This window comes from Mesorhizobium sp. M7A.F.Ca.US.005.03.1.1 (assembly GCF_003997975.1).
Lineage (GTDB): Bacteria > Pseudomonadota > Alphaproteobacteria > Rhizobiales > Rhizobiaceae > Mesorhizobium > Mesorhizobium ciceri.
Genome location: NZ_RZRO01000002.1, coordinates 129,723 through 146,228 on the forward strand (window position 1 = coordinate 129,723; position 16,506 = coordinate 146,228).

General features: G+C 63.4%; 13 protein-coding genes. 9 read left to right on the top strand and 4 right to left on the bottom strand.

What is annotated here, in order from left to right; translation table 11 throughout:
* Positions 1-13 precede the first annotated feature (13 nt).
* From EN990_RS01635 to EN990_RS01660, 6 genes are all read left to right on the top strand, one after another.
* A complete protein-coding gene (locus EN990_RS01635; protein WP_063172699.1) occupies positions 14-1,036 on the top strand; it encodes an alcohol dehydrogenase catalytic domain-containing protein in 1,023 nt (340 codons plus the stop codon).
* A 32-nt stretch (positions 1,037-1,068) separates the two neighbouring features.
* Positions 1,069-1,800 (top strand): histidine utilization repressor, encoded by a 732-nt coding sequence (gene hutC, locus EN990_RS01640; RefSeq protein WP_013530484.1) that lies wholly within the window; start codon positions 1,069-1,071, stop codon positions 1,798-1,800.
* A 29-nt stretch (positions 1,801-1,829) separates the two neighbouring features.
* Positions 1,830-3,128, top strand: a complete 1,299-nt coding sequence (locus EN990_RS01645; RefSeq protein ID WP_164753797.1) for a hypothetical protein — start codon at positions 1,830-1,832, stop codon at positions 3,126-3,128.
* A 197-nt stretch (positions 3,129-3,325) separates the two neighbouring features.
* The gene (locus EN990_RS01650) at positions 3,326-4,336 is read left to right on the top strand and encodes an ABC transporter substrate-binding protein (RefSeq protein ID WP_164745972.1); all 1,011 of its coding nucleotides are present in this window, start codon (positions 3,326-3,328) and stop codon (positions 4,334-4,336) included.
* 109 nt (positions 4,337-4,445) lie between these two features.
* On the top strand, positions 4,446-5,213 hold the full coding sequence (locus EN990_RS01655) for an ABC transporter permease (RefSeq protein ID WP_027160903.1): 768 nt from the start codon (positions 4,446-4,448) through the stop codon (positions 5,211-5,213).
* 10 nt (positions 5,214-5,223) lie between these two features.
* Positions 5,224-6,003: an ABC transporter ATP-binding protein gene (locus tag EN990_RS01660; RefSeq protein ID WP_027160902.1), complete on the top strand. Its 780-nt coding sequence runs from the start codon at positions 5,224-5,226 to the stop codon at positions 6,001-6,003.
* A 26-nt stretch (positions 6,004-6,029) separates the two neighbouring features.
* Here EN990_RS01660 and EN990_RS01665 read toward each other — a convergent pair whose 3' ends face one another.
* From EN990_RS01665 to EN990_RS01680, 4 genes are all read right to left on the bottom strand, one after another.
* Positions 6,030-7,922, bottom strand: a complete 1,893-nt coding sequence (locus tag EN990_RS01665) for an ABC transporter ATP-binding protein (protein WP_127368119.1) — start codon at positions 7,920-7,922, stop codon at positions 6,030-6,032.
* Positions 7,922-9,781, bottom strand: a complete 1,860-nt coding sequence (locus tag EN990_RS01670) for an ABC transporter ATP-binding protein (protein WP_127385265.1) — start codon at positions 9,779-9,781, stop codon at positions 7,922-7,924. The genes EN990_RS01665 and EN990_RS01670 overlap by 1 nt, the downstream gene beginning before the upstream one ends.
* A gap of 290 nt (positions 9,782-10,071) precedes the next feature.
* On the bottom strand, positions 10,072-10,488 hold the full coding sequence (locus EN990_RS01675) for a hypothetical protein (RefSeq protein WP_127368933.1): 417 nt from the start codon (positions 10,486-10,488) through the stop codon (positions 10,072-10,074).
* A 193-nt stretch (positions 10,489-10,681) separates the two neighbouring features.
* The gene (locus EN990_RS01680; RefSeq protein WP_127368932.1) at positions 10,682-12,490 is read right to left on the bottom strand and encodes an ABC transporter ATP-binding protein; all 1,809 of its coding nucleotides are present in this window, start codon (positions 12,488-12,490) and stop codon (positions 10,682-10,684) included.
* 191 nt (positions 12,491-12,681) lie between these two features.
* Here EN990_RS01680 and EN990_RS01685 point away from each other — a divergent pair, with 191 nt between their 5' ends.
* Genes EN990_RS01685 through EN990_RS01695 form a run of 3 tightly spaced genes read left to right on the top strand, consistent with a single transcriptional unit; the run spans position 12,682 to position 16,503 of the window.
* Positions 12,682-14,040 (top strand): LLM class flavin-dependent oxidoreductase, encoded by a 1,359-nt coding sequence (locus tag EN990_RS01685; RefSeq protein ID WP_024503940.1) that lies wholly within the window; start codon positions 12,682-12,684, stop codon positions 14,038-14,040.
* Between the two features lie 14 nt (positions 14,041-14,054).
* A complete protein-coding gene (locus EN990_RS01690) occupies positions 14,055-14,831 on the top strand; it encodes a DUF427 domain-containing protein (protein WP_024503939.1) in 777 nt (258 codons plus the stop codon).
* A gap of 34 nt (positions 14,832-14,865) precedes the next feature.
* Positions 14,866-16,503: an ABC transporter substrate-binding protein gene (locus tag EN990_RS01695; RefSeq protein WP_024503938.1), complete on the top strand. Its 1,638-nt coding sequence runs from the start codon at positions 14,866-14,868 to the stop codon at positions 16,501-16,503.
* Positions 16,504-16,506: the final 3 nt, after the last annotated feature.

Below are 16,506 nucleotides of genomic sequence, written 5' to 3' on the forward strand. Positions count from 1 at the left end.
GGAACCGATCGCGATGAAGGCGGCACGACTTTACGGGCCCGGCGATCTGCGCGTCGAAGACATCGCGACGCCGGGCGCGCCGGATGCAGGCTGGGTGAAGCTGAGGGTCGATGCCGCCGGCATCTGCGGTTCGGACCTGCACAATTTCCGCACGGGACAGTGGATAAGCCGGTCGCCTTCGACGGCCGGCCATGAACTCACCGGCACGGTGACCGCCATCGGCGCGGGCGTCGACGCCTTCGCTATCGGTGACAGGGTTGTCGCCGATTCCCGCTTCTGGTGCGGAGACTGCGCGCAATGCCAAGCCGGCAGGCGTCATCTCTGCGCGTCACTGGGCTTCGTCGGAGAGGTCTGCGACGGCGGTTTTGCCGAACAGGCGGTGCTGCCTGCACGGCTTTTGCATATCATCGGTGCCGGGCTCGACGAGCGGGTCGCGGCAATGGCCGAGCCGCTGGCGGTGGCGCTGCACGCGGTGCGGCGCCTGCCGAAAACGACAGGCTCCGTGCTGGTCGTCGGTTGCGGGCCGATCGGCGGTCTTGCCGCCCTGCTGTTGTCGCGGACCTTCGCCGGCACCGTGCTGATCGCCGACCGCAACCAGAGCCGCTGTGCCCGGGTGGCGCGGGTGACGGGTGCCCGGATCGTCGATCTGAGCCGGGACGCCGTTGCCGCCGCAACTGCCAATGCCCCGCTGCTCGCGGCCATCGAGGCGACCGGCAGCGTCGCGGCGCTCAATCAGCTGCTCGGCGTTCTCGATCCCGGCGGTACGATCGCCATGGTCGGCATCTTCCACGGCCGCCTCGACATTGATCCCAATACGCTGGTCGAACGCGAAATCGGGTTGCTGGGATGCCATGCCTTTGCCGACGAACTGCCCGAGGCCGTGCGGATGCTGGGTGAATTGAGCGAACCGCTGCTGGCGCTGATCGACCAGGAGATCGGCCTGGATGACATTCCGGCTGCCTATGAGCGGCTGTTGGCGGGGCGCAGCGACGGCTTGAAAACAATTATCCGCATGCGGCAACCTGTCGAGTCGTGATTTCCGATGAATCGCCGGAAAGGACTTTTGAAATGATCACTTTGCCCGACACCGCCAGCCCTCTTTACGAGAAGGTGAAGGACTACATCCTGGCAAACATCGGAACGGGCCGGTGGGGCAAAGATCGCAAGCTGCCGTCCGAGAATGAGTTGGTCGCTTCACTCGGCGTCTCGCGGATGACGGTTCACCGGGCGCTCAGAGAATTGACCTCGGCCGGGTTTCTGATCCGCCTGCAAGGTGTGGGAACCTTCATCGCGCCACCGCGGCCACAGTCGACGCTGATCGAGATCAACAACATCGCAGCCGAGATCGTCGAGCGCGGCAACAGACATCGTTCCGAAGTCCTCGTCCTCGAAACCATCATGCCGACAAAAGAGCTGGCGCTGTCGTTCGAATTTCCAAAGCGCGTCTCGATCTATCATTCCGTCGTCGTCAATTTCGAGAACGATCTGCCGGTGCAACTCGAAGAGCGCTTCGTCAATCCGAGCCTTATCCCCGACTATGACAAGCAGGATTTTTCGAAGACGGCGACCTATGACTACCTCATGCAGAAAACCCCGGTGACCGAGGTCGAGCATATCATTTCCGCCATCCCGGCGGATGCCGAGACGGCGCGGCATCTGGGCATCGATGTCGGCGCCTGCTGCCTTTTCCTGCACCGCCGGACATGGACGGGCGCGGTGGTGGCGACGATCAGCAAGCTGACTTATGCCGGCAGCCGCTACTCGCTCGGCAGCCGCTATTCCCCTTCAAAAAGCAGCTGACGGAAGCAGGTCGAATGCAAGAGCGACAGATGACGCCGGCGCCGAGCCGCACGGCGCGGATCCGGGCACTCGCGCAGCATGATGTTGCCGAAGCACAAAGCGCGCTGGCGGCATTGCTGGGCGACCTGTTCGCGATGCGTCCCCGCAATGTCCGCATCAACTTCGATAAATACAGCCTCAATTCGTTGAACGGCTTCTTCGAGGACGACGGCAAGGCCTACTTCTTCAAGTTCCATCAGGAGGAGCGGGAAGAGGCGATGACGGGCGAGTATTACCGCGCCGAGATTCTGTCGCGCGCCGGCCTGCCGGTTGATCAACCCGTGCATATGTCGGTCCAACCGGGCGAGCAGATCCTTGTCTATCGCCGGCGCACGGATCCGAGGTTTTCGGATGTGCTGTTCGCGCTGGATGCGCAGGACGACGCCGGCAAACGGCGAGAAGCCGTTCTTGCCGAGCGCGACCTGTCGGCCAGGCTGCTCAAGGTCTATCTCGAAACGCTGCATCCGGTAACCGTCGAGGACGTGGCGGCGGAACCGATCCACAGGCTGTTTCATGAGCGGCTGATCGATGCCGACACGCGCTTGCCGCCAGGCGGCCGGCTGGCCGATTTCTATGTCGGCAAGCCGTTCGTCTTTCCCGGTGCCGAGCTGGATTGGGATAGGTTTTCCCGGCTGAAATTCGTCATCAATGGCGAGCAGTACACCGACAGCGTCGGTGAGCTTTTCGATGCCGCCGCTGTGCGCTTGCGGCCGGACCGGCTTACCGATGCAGGCGGCGTGGTCGCGCATGGCGACGCCCACAACGCCAATGTCTGGTACACGGCGAAGGCGGGGAGGGCGGAGCTGTCCTTCTTCGATCCTGCCTTTGCAGGCTCGCATATCCCGACGCTGCTGGCGGAGGTGAAGGCGACGTTCCACAACATCTTCGCCCACCCGTTCTGGCTCTATGATCCGGCGACCGCGACCGAGGCTTTTCGCGCCCATGCGCGGCTGGACGGAAACCTGCTCCATGTCGACACGGACTGGGACCTGAGCCCCGTCCGCCGCGACCTGCTGGAGGTCAAGGCCACAGCGCTGTGGCGGCCACTGCTGCTTGAGCTCAAACGGCGCGGCATGCTGCCGGCCGATTGGCGCGCGGTGCTCCGGGCCGGTCTCTTCCTGTCGCCGACGCTGGTCATGAACCTGCGCGCCGGCGCACGCAGCCACACGCCGGTTTCTTCCCTTATTGCCTTTTCGGTGGCGGTCATGGTCGGCAGCGAACCTGTTGCCGGAACCGATCGGGTGACCGATTTTCTAGACCGGATCGATCCCGGAGAGCGTAAAAATTGAGTCTTTCCAACTTGTATATGCATGTATGTATTTTAGTCTTGACATCCGCTCCCGCTGACGCTGAAATATCCGCGCACTTCACCATGAAGTGGCAGGTAAGACGCCGAGGCACAGTGCCGCAAGAGCAGAAACCCGCAGTCTCACCGGACCGGCTACCTCAGTCAGAAAAAGCGGTCCGATCATCAAGGGGAACAAGGATGATGCGTAACCTAACAGGACAATTTCGCGCGCTCGTGATGGCCGCCGCCATCGGGCTCGCCGCCGCCCCGGCGGCCTACGCGGCCGATGCGGCCATTCCCACCACGCCCGAGGCAGGAGCGTTCAAGATCGGCATCGAGCCCTGGCTCGGCTATGGCCAGTGGCATGTCGCCGAGGCCAAGGGCCTGTTCAAGACGAACGGGCTGAGCGACGTCCAGATCGTCAACTTCGCCGAGGACAAGGACATCAATGCAGCACTTGCAAGCGGCCAGCTCGACGCCGCCAACATCGCCACCCACACGGCGATGGGCATGGTTGCGGCCGGCCTGCCGGTGAAGATCGTGCTGCTGCTCGACGTCTCCATGACCGCCGACGCGATCATCGCCGGCAAGGACGTCACCTCCATCGCAGACCTCAAGGGCAAGCAGGTGGCCTTCGAGGAAGGCACGACGAGCGACATCCTGCTCAAATACGCGCTCACCAGGAACGGCATGTCGATCGACGATGTGAAACCGGTTCCGATGCCTGCGTCCGACGCCGGCAGCGCCTTGATCGCCGGCCAGGTGCCGGTCGCGGTGACGTATGAACCGTACCTCACCGTCGCCATGGCGCAGAACAAGGACCTCAAGCTGCTGTTCACCGCCGGCGAGGATCCCGGCCTGATCAGCGACGTGCTGGTGGTGCGTGACGAGGTGATCAAGTCGCGGCCCGGCCAAGTGCTGGCCATGATCAAGAGCTGGGACGCAGCGCTCAAGGACTACAATGCCGATACGCCCGGTGGGCGCGCCATCATCGCCAAGGCTGTCGGTTCGGACGTCAAGGACCTCAACACCGCCTTTGACGGCGTGCGTTACTACTCACTCGCCGAAAACAAGGCGGCGCTGACCGGTGATTTCACCACCAAGACCTTCGCCGATGTCGAAGCCGCCGCCAAGAACGCCAAGCTGCTGCAGGCCGATGTGACGCCGGAGCAGATGATCGACCCGTCATTCGTCAAGGCGGCGGAATGACCAAGGCCGGATCGCGGTGGTGACGCAGATGCCCGGGGAGCGTCCCGCTCAAACGGATCCGGCTCGTCCCACGAAACAGGCGAGGCGTCGCCGATCCTCCGGCATCGGCGTGCCCATCGCCAGGTCGCGCTTCCTGGTGATCGCGGTGGCCGTGTTCGTCGGGCTCGGCCTTGCCTGGTGGGCGGCGACCGGACTGGGGTTGGTAAAGCCGATCTTCCTGCCATCGCCGGGCAGCGTCGCTATGCAGATCGCCAAGCTCGCGGCCGACGGCACGTTGTGGCTGGACCTCAAAGCCTCGATGTACCGTATCTCCATCGGCTTCCTCATCGCCTCGGCCCTGTCGATACCGATCGGCGTGCTGATCGGCAGTTTCCGTTCCTGGGAAGCGGCCATCGAGCCGCTGGTGGATTTCATCCGCTACATGCCGGTCGTCGCTTTCGTGCCGCTCTCCATCCTGTGGGCCGGCACCGGCGATTCGCAGAAATTCCTGATCATCTTTATCGGCACGTTCTTCCAGCAGGTGCTGATGATCATGGACAATGTAAAACGGGTTCCAGCCGATTTCATCGGCCTTGGGCGCACGCTAGGCCTGCCGGATCGCAAGATCCTGACGCGCATCGTCGTGCCCAGTGCCTTGCCGGGCATCTGGGATACGCTGCGCATCAGCCTGGGCTGGGCATGGACCTGGCTGGTGCTGGCCGAACTCGTCGCCGCCACTTCGGGGCTCGGTTATCGCATCACCGTGTCCCAGCGCTATTTCCAGACCAACACCATCATCGGCTACATCCTGCTGCTCGGCCTGCTCGGCCTCATCACCGACCAGGTGATGAAGGCGCTGGAAAAGGTGCTGTTCAAGCAAGAGGGCCGCTCGCAATGAGGTCCAGCCGATGAGCCCCAAATTGCGGATCGCCGGTCTCCACAAGAGCTTCGGCACGGGCGAGCGGCGCACGGAAGTACTGCGCGATATCAACCTCGATCTTGCCGACAACGAGTTCGTCTCCCTGGTCGGCACGTCGGGCTGCGGCAAGAGCACGCTGCTGTCGATCGTGGCCGGACTGCAGGACTTCGACGCGGGCGATCTCAGCATCGATGGCGCGCCGATCCTGCAGCCTGGTCTCGACCGTGGCGTCGTCTTTCAGTCCTACACGCTGCTTCCCTGGCTGACGGCGCGGCAGAACATCGAGTTTGCCCTCAAGGCCGCTGGTTACGATCGCCCGACCTGCCGCAGGATCGCGCTGGAGCATCTCGAACTCGTCAAGCTGTCTGGTAGTGCGGACCGCTATCCGGCCGAACTCTCGGGCGGCATGAAACAACGCGTCGCCATTGCGCGCGCGCTTTCCTACCGGCCCAAGATGCTGTTGATGGACGAGCCCTTCGGCGCGCTCGATGCCTTGACCCGGCATCAGATGCAGGAATTGCTGACCCAGATCTGGGAGGAACACAGGTTGACCGTCCTGTTTGTCACCCATGATGTGGAGGAGGCCGTCTATCTGTCGGACCGCATCGTCGTCATGGGCATCGGCCCGGGACGTATCACGCAGACATTCAACGTGGATATCGAGCGCCCGCGCCGCGAAGAGGTGATGGAAAGCCCTGTATTCATGGATCTGCAACGCGGCGTGCACAAGGCCATCCGCGAGGGGTCAAGACGCCCGGAAATGGCCTAGGCGCCTGCGGTCGTTTGCAGGTCCAATCACGTCGCCTTGCCGACTGCCGCGTCCAGTTCCAGCTCGCCTTCGGAAATGTCGTCGAACGAGGCGTAGTTCATGTTGTAGAGGCGGGCGTAGAGGCCTTTTCTTGCCATCAGCTGTTCGTGGTTGCCGCTTTCGACGATCTCGCCGTTCTGCAGCACGATGATGCGGTCGGCGCCGCGGATAGTGGCCAGACGGTGGGCGATGACCAGCCCGGTGCGGCCTTCCAGCAGCGTGATCAGCGCCTTCTGGATCAGCATCTCGGTGTAGGAATCGATGCTGGCCGTGGCTTCGTCGAGCACCAGGATCTTTGCATCCGCCACCAGCGCGCGCGCGAAGCTGATCAGCTGGCGCTGGCCCAGCGAGAGATTGCCGCCGCGCTGCTCGAGTTCGGTATCGTAGCCATCTGGCAGGTTCTCGATGAAATCGTGCGCGCCGACGGCTTGTGCGGCTCGGACCACCTCCTCGCGGCTGGCTGATGTCTTGTGGTAGCGGATGTTTTCCAGCACCGAGCCGGAAAACAGGAACGGCTCCTGCAGCACCATCGCGACCTGATCGCCGAGCGAATCCTGGGTCAGGTCACGCACATCATGGCCGCCGACCAGAACCTCACCCGACCAGACATCGTAGAAGCGGTGCACCAGCGCCATCGAGCTCGACTTGCCCGATCCGGTCGGACCGACCAGGGCCACGGTCTCGCCCGGATTGACGCGGAAGGAGATGTTCTTCAGCACCGGCTGGTTCGGCCTATAACCGAAAGTGACGTTCCTGAACTCGACCGAGCCGTCCATGTCGCGCGACAGCGCCACCGCACCTTGCCTGTCGCTGACGTCGACCGGTACGTCGAGCACTTCGGAGATGCGCTGGCCCGAAGCCATGGCGCGCTGCATGACGCTGTACTGCATGGTCAGCGAGCGGATCGGGTCGAAGAAGCGCTGGATGTAGAACAGGAACGCCACCATGACGCCGATGTCGAGGCTGTGCGAGAGCACCATCGACCCGCCGACGACGATGACAGTTGCCATGGCGATGCCGGTCAGCGTGTCGACGATCGGCACCATTACCTGCGCGTATTTCGCCGACCTCAAATGGGCATTGAGGTTGGCCAGCACCTTTTCGTCGTAGAGGTCGAAATTGACGTGCTGGCGCTCGAGGCTCTGCACCGTGCGCACGCCATGGATGCCTTCGGCCAGTGCGCCGTTGGCGATCGAGTTGGTTTCGTGCGCGGCCATGAAGGCGACCTTGGCGCGCGGCAGCCAGAAAAGGCGCACGATGAACAGCACCGGCATGGTCGACAGCGTCAGCAGGCCCAGCCGGAAATCGAGCCACAAAAGCACGCTGACAATGCCGAACAACAGCACGATGTCGCCTACCGACATCACCGATGTTTCGAGGAATTCCTGCATCGAATTGACGTCGCCCTGCAGGCGCGACATCAGCCGCCCGACCTCGGTCTTGTCCATGAAGCTCAGCGAGACCCGTTGCAGATGGCTGAACATGGCGCGGCGCAGGTCCGACAGCACGTTTTCGGCCACCTTGCCGACGACGCTTTCCTGCACATAGCTGGCAGCATAGTTGATCAGGATGATCACGGCGAAAGCGCTGATCGCGGCGATCATCACCGATTGGTCGAGCTTGCCAGCCGTCATGCCGTGGTCGATGGCGTAGCGGATGACCAGCGGGATCGCCAGTTGCGTCAGCGTGAACACCAGCACCGCGGCGACTGAGATGAAAATCCGGTTCTGATAAGGCCTCACGAAGCTCCAGATACGCCGCACGATGCGCGGGTCATAAGCTTTGCCGAAGACCTCTTCGTCGTCGCGGTGCGAGCCCACGACCGCCTTTGTCGGTGGCCCGCTGGTGTCTTCCTTCTCGTCGTCGGCCGGTGTCTGCATCACGCGGCTCCCGCCACGGGCCGCTCATCGTCCGGCCGCAACTGCAGGTCATGGAGCGCGCGGTAGCGTCCACCGAGCGCCAGCAACTCCTCATGCGTGCCGCGCTCGACGATCCGGCCGCCCTCGACGAACAGGATCTGGTCGGCATGCATCAGCGAACTCAGCCGGTGCGAGATGATGAGTGTCACGCGATCCCTGGCGAAGCGTTTCATCGCTGCCCGGATACGCTGTTCGGTGCCGGCGTCGATGGCCGCGGTGGAATCGTCGAAGACCAGCACGGACGGCCGCAGCATCAGGCTGCGGGCGATGGTCAGGCGCTGCCGCTGGCCACCGGAAAGCGACGCGCCGCGCTCGCCGACGACTGTGGTGTAACCGGCTGGGAGGCCCATGATGTAATTGTGCAATTGGGCGTACTCGGCTGCCTGCCCGATGCGGGTCTCGCGCGCCCAGGGATTGCCGTAGGCGATGTTGTTCTCGATCGAGGTGGTGAACAGGAACGCGTCCTGCTGCACGACGCCGACCGCCTTGCGCAACGATTGCAGCGTCACCTTGCGGATGTCCTGGCCGTCGATGGTTATCGCGCCTGAGGTGACGTCGTAGAAGCGCGGGATCAGGTGCGCGATGGTCGACTTGCCGCTGCCTGGCGGGCCGACGATGCCGATGGTCTCGCCGGACCTCGCCTCGAAGGAGATGCCCGACAGAGTCGGCCGGTCGCCCGCGCCCTCGTAGCGGAAGCCGACATTGTCGAAGCGCAGCACGCCATCGGTGACGACGAGATCCTTGGCGCCGGGCGCGTCCTCGATGTCGAGTTCGGCGTCGAGCAGTTCGAATAGCCGGCTGCCGCAGGTCGAGGCGCGCGCGAAGGAATTGACCATCAGCCCGAGCTGGCGCACCGGCATCTGCAGGATGGTCATGAAGGTAAGGAACTGGGCGAGCGTGCCGACGCTGATCTGACCCGCGATCACCTTCTGGCCGCCGAACCAGAGCACCAGCCCCATGGCGGCCAGGAAGGAAAAATTCATGGCGCTGGTGTTGGAGACGCGGATGTCGACGCGCTGATTGGCGAGGTCCAGCGCATCGCGCTTGGCGCGGTCGAATTTTTCCAGCTCATGCCGCTGTGCCGCAAAGGCCCGCACGACGCGGATGCCGCCGAGGTTCTCATCCATCACCCGGCTCAGCACAGACAGCCGCTCCTGCAACGTCAGCCAGGTGCTGCGCAGTTTGAGCTGGGTGACCGAGGACCGCCAGGCAACGAACGGCACGAAGCTCAGGCTGAGCAGCCCGAGCATGAGATCGGTGCTGATCAGGAGATAGGCGCCGACGCCGATCAGCACGCCGAGCAGCACCACACGCAAAATGCCGGTGGAGAAGAACATGCGCACGCCGTCGAGATCGAGCAGGCCGAGCGTGATCAAATCGCCGGTGTGGACCCTGTCGTGGTAGGCGAAGCTCAGGCGCTGGACCTTCTCGTAGAAGGCCAGCCGCAGTTCATAGCCGGTGCGATGACCGACGGCCTCGCCATAGTAGTTCTGCGCCATGGTGAAGAGGCCGCGCAGGATCGAGACGACGAGCAGCGTCAGCGCCGTGTTCCACAGCGCCTGTTCCGCCGCAGCGCCGGCGCCTGCGGCCATCACGCCTTGCGCCTGGTCGATGGCGCGTCCCAGCAGGCGTGGAATGAAAAGCTGCAGCGTCGCGGCGATGAAGGTCGAGACGATGGTGATGGCGACCTGCCAGGGATGGCGCAGCGTCATGCGCACGATGCGGAGCAAGGTGCTAAGGCCCTTGCCCCAGGAGGCTTCCGCCACATGGGCAAACGATTTGCCGCGCTCCGATGCGCTGCTGGTTGCTTGCGTGTTCAAGGAAAATATCCAAACCAATCCGGACGTTAGCCCGGACTAATAAAGCAGACTCAATGTGAGCGGTTGACTTGGCGCTATGTTACGCGGGTCTGGCTTGGCCCTTCAAGAGCCAATGCCGGCATCGCACTGTGCCTGAAGGAAAGCGAACATGCGGCTGTGACCTGGCTGGCACCAGCGGCGGAATCCTGCCGATCTTGCCGAAGGGCGTTGGCCGGACGAGGCCAGCACCTAGTGTACGCAAGCGCCGGCCGGACGGCATGCGACCTTCCATCCGGCCGGAATCCGGTTTGCTAGGCAGGTATCAGGACGGCGATCCGATGCACGCCGACCTCCTTGCTTGTATTTGTCGCCTCGTCGGTCTTGCCTTTGGCGCAGGTGTACATGTCACCCGTCTTGAGCTTGAATTCCTTGTCGGCCTTCTTGATCGTGAACGCACCTGAAGCAATGGTGCAGATCATATCGTTGTCCATCACCATCTGAGGCGCGTGTGCGCCGGGCTGAAATACCACGTCGACAATTGCGATGCTCTTGTAGGCGGGAATGTCGGAGTTGCCGGTGCTGACCTCAACCACCCTGACACCGGGCGCAATCTCCTTGCCTTCCTTCGGGCCGTATTTCTTCGCTGATGCCGCCAGGGTGAACAGAGGCGTTATCGCGACAGCCATCACACCGAGAGCAATTGCAGACCTGCGATTCATGGTTTTCATTGCATCCTCGCACGTCTTCGTCACGAAACGAATGTGCATGACAGTTATATATTAGCACAAATGAATGTACTTGTATGCGAGGAAGCGGCCCAACCACGGCGGCAGGAACTCCGCAGCAGCCGTCGGAGAGGTTCCAGACATCGACGATCTGCTTGCCGCTAAAACCCTGCCACTGCTGCGGACCTTCGGGCGCTCAGACACCCTTGCCGTGCCGCCAGCAGGCGATCAGATGCCCTGCCGCGGTCTCTCGGGCCGGCGGCTCCGTCTTTCGGCAGTCGAGCAGGACCAGCGGGCAGCGGTCGGCGAAGGAGCACCCCGTATTCGGGACGCCGGCCGACTCGATCTCGATTGGAGCGGATAGTCTCGGCGCAGCTTCGTCGGAGGACGCAGCCAAAAGCAGGGCCGTATAGGGGTGGTTGGGGCCGCGAAAAATCTGGTCGGAGGAGCCGGTTTCGACCAGGCGTCCGCGATAGAGCACGCCGATCCTGTCGGCCATGTAGCGCACCACCCTGAGGTCGTGGCTGATGAACAGATAGGTCGTGTCCTTGTCGCGCTGCAGGTCGTTGAGCAGGTTGAGAACGGTCGCCTGGACGGAGACGTCGAGCGCGGAAGTCGGTTCATCGAGCACGACGACCTTCGGCACGCCGGCGAAGGCGCGCGCGATTGCCGCCCGCTGCCGCTGGCCACCGGACAGCGAACGCGATTTCTGCTCGGCCGTGGCGCCGGCGAGGCGAACCGATTGCAGCAGGTCGCCGACGCGGGCTCTCACCTCGCTGCGGCGCAGGCCGGCGAGCCTGCGCAGCGGGCGGCCGAGGATCGTGCCGATCCGCTGGCGCGGATTGAGCGTGCGATCCGGCGACTGGAAGACCATCTGCACGTCGCGGCGTTCGGCAAGGTTTCTCTTCTCGACGCGCGGCGCGACCGTCCTGCCGAACAGTTCGACCGATCCGGCGCTTGGCGTCTGCAGACCGGTGACGATCCGTGCCAGGGTCGACTTGCCAGAACCGGACTCGCCGATCAGCCCGAAGGTCTCGCCCTGGCCGATGTCGAGATCGACGTGGTGCAGCACTGGCTGGCTGCCGAAGGCATGACTGATGCCTTTGCAGGCGATCGCGATGCGGCGTTCTTTTGGCAGGCCGGCGTCTTCGCCTTGGACTATTGGGTGCGCTGGCACGCCGTCCGTCTCCGCCAGTCTTCCGTCCCGCTTGGTGTAGTTGAGCGCCGGGATCGAGGCGATGAGCGCCTTGGTGTAGGCGTGAGAGGGGTTGTCGAAGACATCGCTCGCAACGCCGCTTTCGACCACGGTTCCCGCCTGCATCACCGCCACCCGGTCGCAGGAGCGGCGGATCATATTGATGTCGTGGCTGATCAGCAGGATGCTGGTTTTGTGATCCTTGCGTAAGTCGGAGAGGATGGCGATGATCTCGGACTGGACGCTGGCGTCGAGCGCCGTCGTCGGCTCATCCAGCACCAGCAGCGATGGGTCGAGCGCAATGGCAATGGCGATGTTGGCGCGCTGCTGCATGCCGCCGGAGAGTTCGTGCGGATAGAGATCCAGCACCCGCTCCGGATGGCTGACCCGGACGCGGCCGAGCAGTTCGGCGGCGCGCCCGCGCGCCTCTTCGAGGCGAACCGGGCGATGCCGCATGACCGTCTCGGTGATCTGGCGGCCGATCGTCATGCTTGGATTGAGGGCAGCACCGGGATGCTGGTAGACGGCGGCGATATGATTTCCCCTGAGCCGGCGCAGCTGCTCGGCGGAAAGGTCGCGGATTTCGCGGCCCTGGAATTCCAGCGCCGACGCAGCGATGCGGGCGTTTTTCGGCAGATAGCGCAATATGGCGAGCGCCACCGAGCTTTTGCCCGATCCCGACTCGCCAACCAGGCCGAGCGCTTCGCCTTCGCCGATGTGCAGTGACACGCCGCTGACGGCGGGATGCGATCCCTTGCGCCCGTCATAGGCCACGGACAGCTGGTCTACGTTCAGAACCGAGGAGGACATGGGGACTTGAAACCACTTTCTTCCAGCGCCGCCATCGAGGGCAATCGCTTCCGCTTTCGCAATACATTATCTTTATAAAATTACTCGAATTAAGCCGGAGCGCAATCTACCTTTCTCGCATCAGCAGAGATTGTCGCCGTCTGCCGAGGCAGCGCGACGGTCTCCGGAGCAGATCTGGAAGGAGGCCCGGCATGGCTCGAGACCACATGATCCTCAGCGCATTCTTCTTCAACCCGCAGGGCGATCATCGGATGTCGTGGCGCCACCCGAGGGCGCCGGGGCGGGAGGTACTGGATTTCGAATTCTACCGCGATCTCGTGCAGGCGGCCGAACGCGCCAGGATCGACACCATCTTCGTCGCCGACCACGTGTCGATCTGGGATTCAGTCAAGAGCGGCGTCGCCCATTACGCCAATGCCCGCCTCGAACCGCTGACGCTGCTATCGGCGCTGGCTAGCGTGACCAAGCATATCGGCCTGATCACCACGGCGTCGAGTTCCTACAGCGAGCCGTACAATGTGGCGCGCATGTTCGCCTCGCTCGACCATATCAGCAAGGGCAGGGCGTCGTGGAACGTCGTCACCTCGGCCATGGATGAGGAGGCGCGCAATTTCGGCCGAGACGGCAATATCGAACATGCTTTCCGCTATGAACGCGCGGCCGAATTCCTCGATATCGTCAAGGCGCTGTGGGACAGCTGGGAAGACGAGGCGCTGCTGATCGACAAGGCGTCAGGCCATTTCGCCGACCCCGACAAGGTCCATCCCATCGATCACAAGGGCAAGCACTTCAAGGTGCGTGGGCCGCTCAATGTCTCGCGGCCGCCGCAAGGCCATCCGCTAATCGTCCAGGCCGGCTCGTCCGAAGATGGCAAGAACTTCGCCACCGCCCAGGCCGATGCGCACTTCGCCATCTACAGCACCAAGGAGGATGGCATCAAATACCGTCAGGATATCAACGAGCGGCTGGCCCGCCACGGCAGGCGGCCGGAGAGCTTCAAGATCCTGCCCGGCATCCTGCCGATCGTCGCCGCCTCCGAAGCGGAAGGCCGGGAAAAGCAAGAATACCTGCAGACCTTGCTGCCGGATCAGGTCGGCATCGACCTTCTGTCGAGCTGGAGCGGGTTGGACCTGTCGCTGTTCCCGCCGGACGGGCCGCTGCCGCCGCTGCCGGACGAAAGCACGTTCAATGGCGGGCGCACATCGCTCAACCGGGTCAAGCAGTGGGCGAAGCAGAATCTCAGCCTGCGCGAGATCGCGCGCAAGCTCGCCAACAGCGGTTCGGTGCCGACGGTTGCCGGCACGCCGGTACAGATCGCGGACCAGTTGCAGGACTGGTTCGTTTCGGGTGCCGCTGACGGCTTCAACCTGATGTTCCCGCTGCTGCCAGAAGACTGGGTGAATTTTGCCGAACAGGTGGTGCCGGAGCTGCAGCGGCGCGGCGTCTTCCCGACCGAATACGGGCCGGGAACGCTGCGCGACCGTTTCGGCCTGGCGCGGCCCGCCAACCGCTTCGCCGAGCAGCGCGACAATGCGCGTGCCGTGTCCTGACCGGAAGAACGATCATGACCGTCGCACCAAGATTGCAGCCACGCGAAGCGACCGCGCCGCAGCTCGTCAATGTCCTGCACAGCCCCAAGCGTGTGCGCGTCAAATTCGGCGGCCGCACCATCGCCGACAGCCGCAACGTGCTGGTGCTGCGCTCCAACCATTTCCTGCCGATCTATTTCTTCCCGCCGTCAGCGGTCGACCCATCGGTGCTGAAACCTTCGCTGCATCGCGAGCCGCATCCGGTCGGTGGCGAGACCGCCTATTGGGATATCGACAGCGGCGACAGGCGCAGCGCCAACGCGGCGTGGTCGTTCGTGTCGCCGCCGGATGAAAACCTGGCGCCGCTGGCCGGCCGCATTGCATTCACCTGGAAGGCCGTCGACCAGTGGTTCGAGGAGGAAGAGGAAGTCTTCGTCCACGCCCGCGATCCCTATGCACGCATCGATGTTCTGCAAAGCTCGAGCCATTTGCAGATCTGGTTCGACGGCGAGCCGATCGCCGACAGCCACCGCCCGGTGCTGCTGTTCGAGACGCATCTGCCGACGCGTTTTTATCTGCCCGCGGAAGACATCCGGCTGGAGCGGCTGACGGCGTCCGTCACCACGACGCGATGTCCCTACAAGGGCATCGCCTCTTACTGGTCCGGCCTGCTGAGCGACGGTTCGGTGCGCCCTGATATCGCCTGGAGCTACCGGGATCCCATTGAGGAAATGCCGAAGATCAAGGGCCTCATCGCCTTCTATCCGCAGGCCGTCGACCGCATCCATCTCGACGGCGAGCCCGTCGCATAGATTTTCAATCTTCATTTCAAAGCAGGGTTTCAAAATGACCAGACGCAGAGATATCGACGCAGTTCGCAATCTGTCGGGGGACATCTGGAATGTCGCCGTCGACGAACATCAGGGCGGCTTTCTCAAGCGCCGCGATCTCCTCAGATATGCCGCACTGCTCGGCCTGACCGGCTTTGCCGCCTCGCAGGGGTTGGGAGGCGCGCGCGCCGCGGCTGCCGGCGGCGGCACGGTTCGCGTCGGGCTCGGCCAGCCGACCAAGGCGATCGATCCGGTTTCGGTCACCGATCCGGCCAGCATCGGGGTGATCAGCCAGGTCGGCGAGTATCTGATCCTCGACGATCCGAAGGATGGTCTGCAGCCGAAGCTGGCTCTGTCCTGGGAGGCCAACGAGACGGCCAGCCGCTGGACCTTCAAATTGCGGCAAGGGGTAAAATTCCACGATGGCCGCGCGGTCACCGCCAAAGACGTTGTGGCGAGCTTCGAGCGGCTGGTCGATCCGGCCAGCGGCTCGTCGGCGTTGTCCGCCTACAAGGGCATCCTGTCCAAGGGCGGCGCCAAGCTGGTCGACGACGAAACCGTCGCCTTCGATCTCGACGGTCCGAACAGCAACTTCCCGTTCTATGTCTCCTCCGACGTCTACAATGCCGTCATCCTGCCTGCCGACTATGCCGGTGATTTCGAGAAGACTTTCAACGGCACCGGCCCGTTCAAGCTCGAATCCTTCCGTCCCAAGCAAGGCGCCAGCTTCGTGCGCAATGAGAATTACTGGGGCGACAAGGCGCTGCCCGACCGGATCGAGATCAAGTTCTTCGACGACGAGCAGGCACAGGTGCTGGCTTTGCAGGCCGGCCAGCTCGACGTGATCCCAAGCACGACGCGGCTGGAGCTGGCGATCGAGGGCAATCCCAACTTCAAGCTGCTGAGCGTGCAGGCGAGCTCGCACGACCAGGTGCATCTCAGGACCGACCAGGCGCCGTTTACCGACAAGCGCATCCGCCGCGCGCTGGCGCTCACGATCGACCGAGAGGCTGTGGTCAAGGGCCTGCTCAAGGGCCGCGCCATCGTCGGCAACGACACGCCGTTCGCGCCGATCTTCCCCTCGGCCGATCCATCGGTGCCGCAGCGCAAGCAGGACATTGCCGAGGCCAAGCGGCTGCTTGGCGAGGCGGGCGTGCCCAACGGCTTCGAGGTGACGCTGACCACCGAACGCGCCTATGACATTCCCGACTATGCGGTCATCATCCAGAACTTCGCCAAGAAGGCCGGCATCGACGTCAAGCTCAATGTCCTGCCGCAGGACGCCTATTACGGCTCGGCGACGTTCGGCAGTTCGCCATGGCTGGATTCGGTGCTCGGCATCACCGACTATGGCCACCGCGGCACGCCCGACATCTTCCTCAACGCCACGCTAAAGAGTTCGGGAGCTTGGAACGCGGCACATTTCAACAACCCGGCCTATGACGCGCTGCTGCTTGACTACTCGAAGGCGCGCGACCTGCAGGCACAGCGCCTTGTTGCCCGCAAGATCCAGACCTTGCTGCTCGACGAGACGCCGGCGATCATCAGCTACTTCTCGCAATACAGCCGCATCGTCAGCTCCAAGGTCGAGGGCGTACGCTTCACCGCGATTTCGCATCTCCTGCTCGACCGCGTTTCCTTCGTCCAGGCATGATCG

Coding starts and splice junctions, on each gene's coding strand:
- EN990_RS01635 (WP_063172699.1), top strand. CDS start 14: ATGAAGGCGGCACGACTTTACGGGCCCGGCGATCTGCGCGTCGAAGAC.
- hutC (WP_013530484.1), top strand. CDS start 1,069: ATGATCACTTTGCCCGACACCGCCAGCCCTCTTTACGAGAAGGTGAAG.
- EN990_RS01645 (WP_164753797.1), top strand. CDS start 1,830: ATGACGCCGGCGCCGAGCCGCACGGCGCGGATCCGGGCACTCGCGCAG.
- EN990_RS01650 (WP_164745972.1), top strand. CDS start 3,326: ATGATGCGTAACCTAACAGGACAATTTCGCGCGCTCGTGATGGCCGCC.
- EN990_RS01660 (WP_027160902.1), top strand. CDS start 5,224: ATGAGCCCCAAATTGCGGATCGCCGGTCTCCACAAGAGCTTCGGCACG.
- EN990_RS01665 (WP_127368119.1), bottom strand. CDS start 7,922: ATGCAGACACCGGCCGACGACGAGAAGGAAGACACCAGCGGGCCACCG.
- EN990_RS01675 (WP_127368933.1), bottom strand. CDS start 10,488: ATGAAAACCATGAATCGCAGGTCTGCAATTGCTCTCGGTGTGATGGCT.
- EN990_RS01680 (WP_127368932.1), bottom strand. CDS start 12,490: ATGTCCTCCTCGGTTCTGAACGTAGACCAGCTGTCCGTGGCCTATGAC.
- EN990_RS01685 (WP_024503940.1), top strand. CDS start 12,682: ATGGCTCGAGACCACATGATCCTCAGCGCATTCTTCTTCAACCCGCAG.
- EN990_RS01690 (WP_024503939.1), top strand. CDS start 14,055: ATGACCGTCGCACCAAGATTGCAGCCACGCGAAGCGACCGCGCCGCAG.
- EN990_RS01695 (WP_024503938.1), top strand. CDS start 14,866: ATGACCAGACGCAGAGATATCGACGCAGTTCGCAATCTGTCGGGGGAC.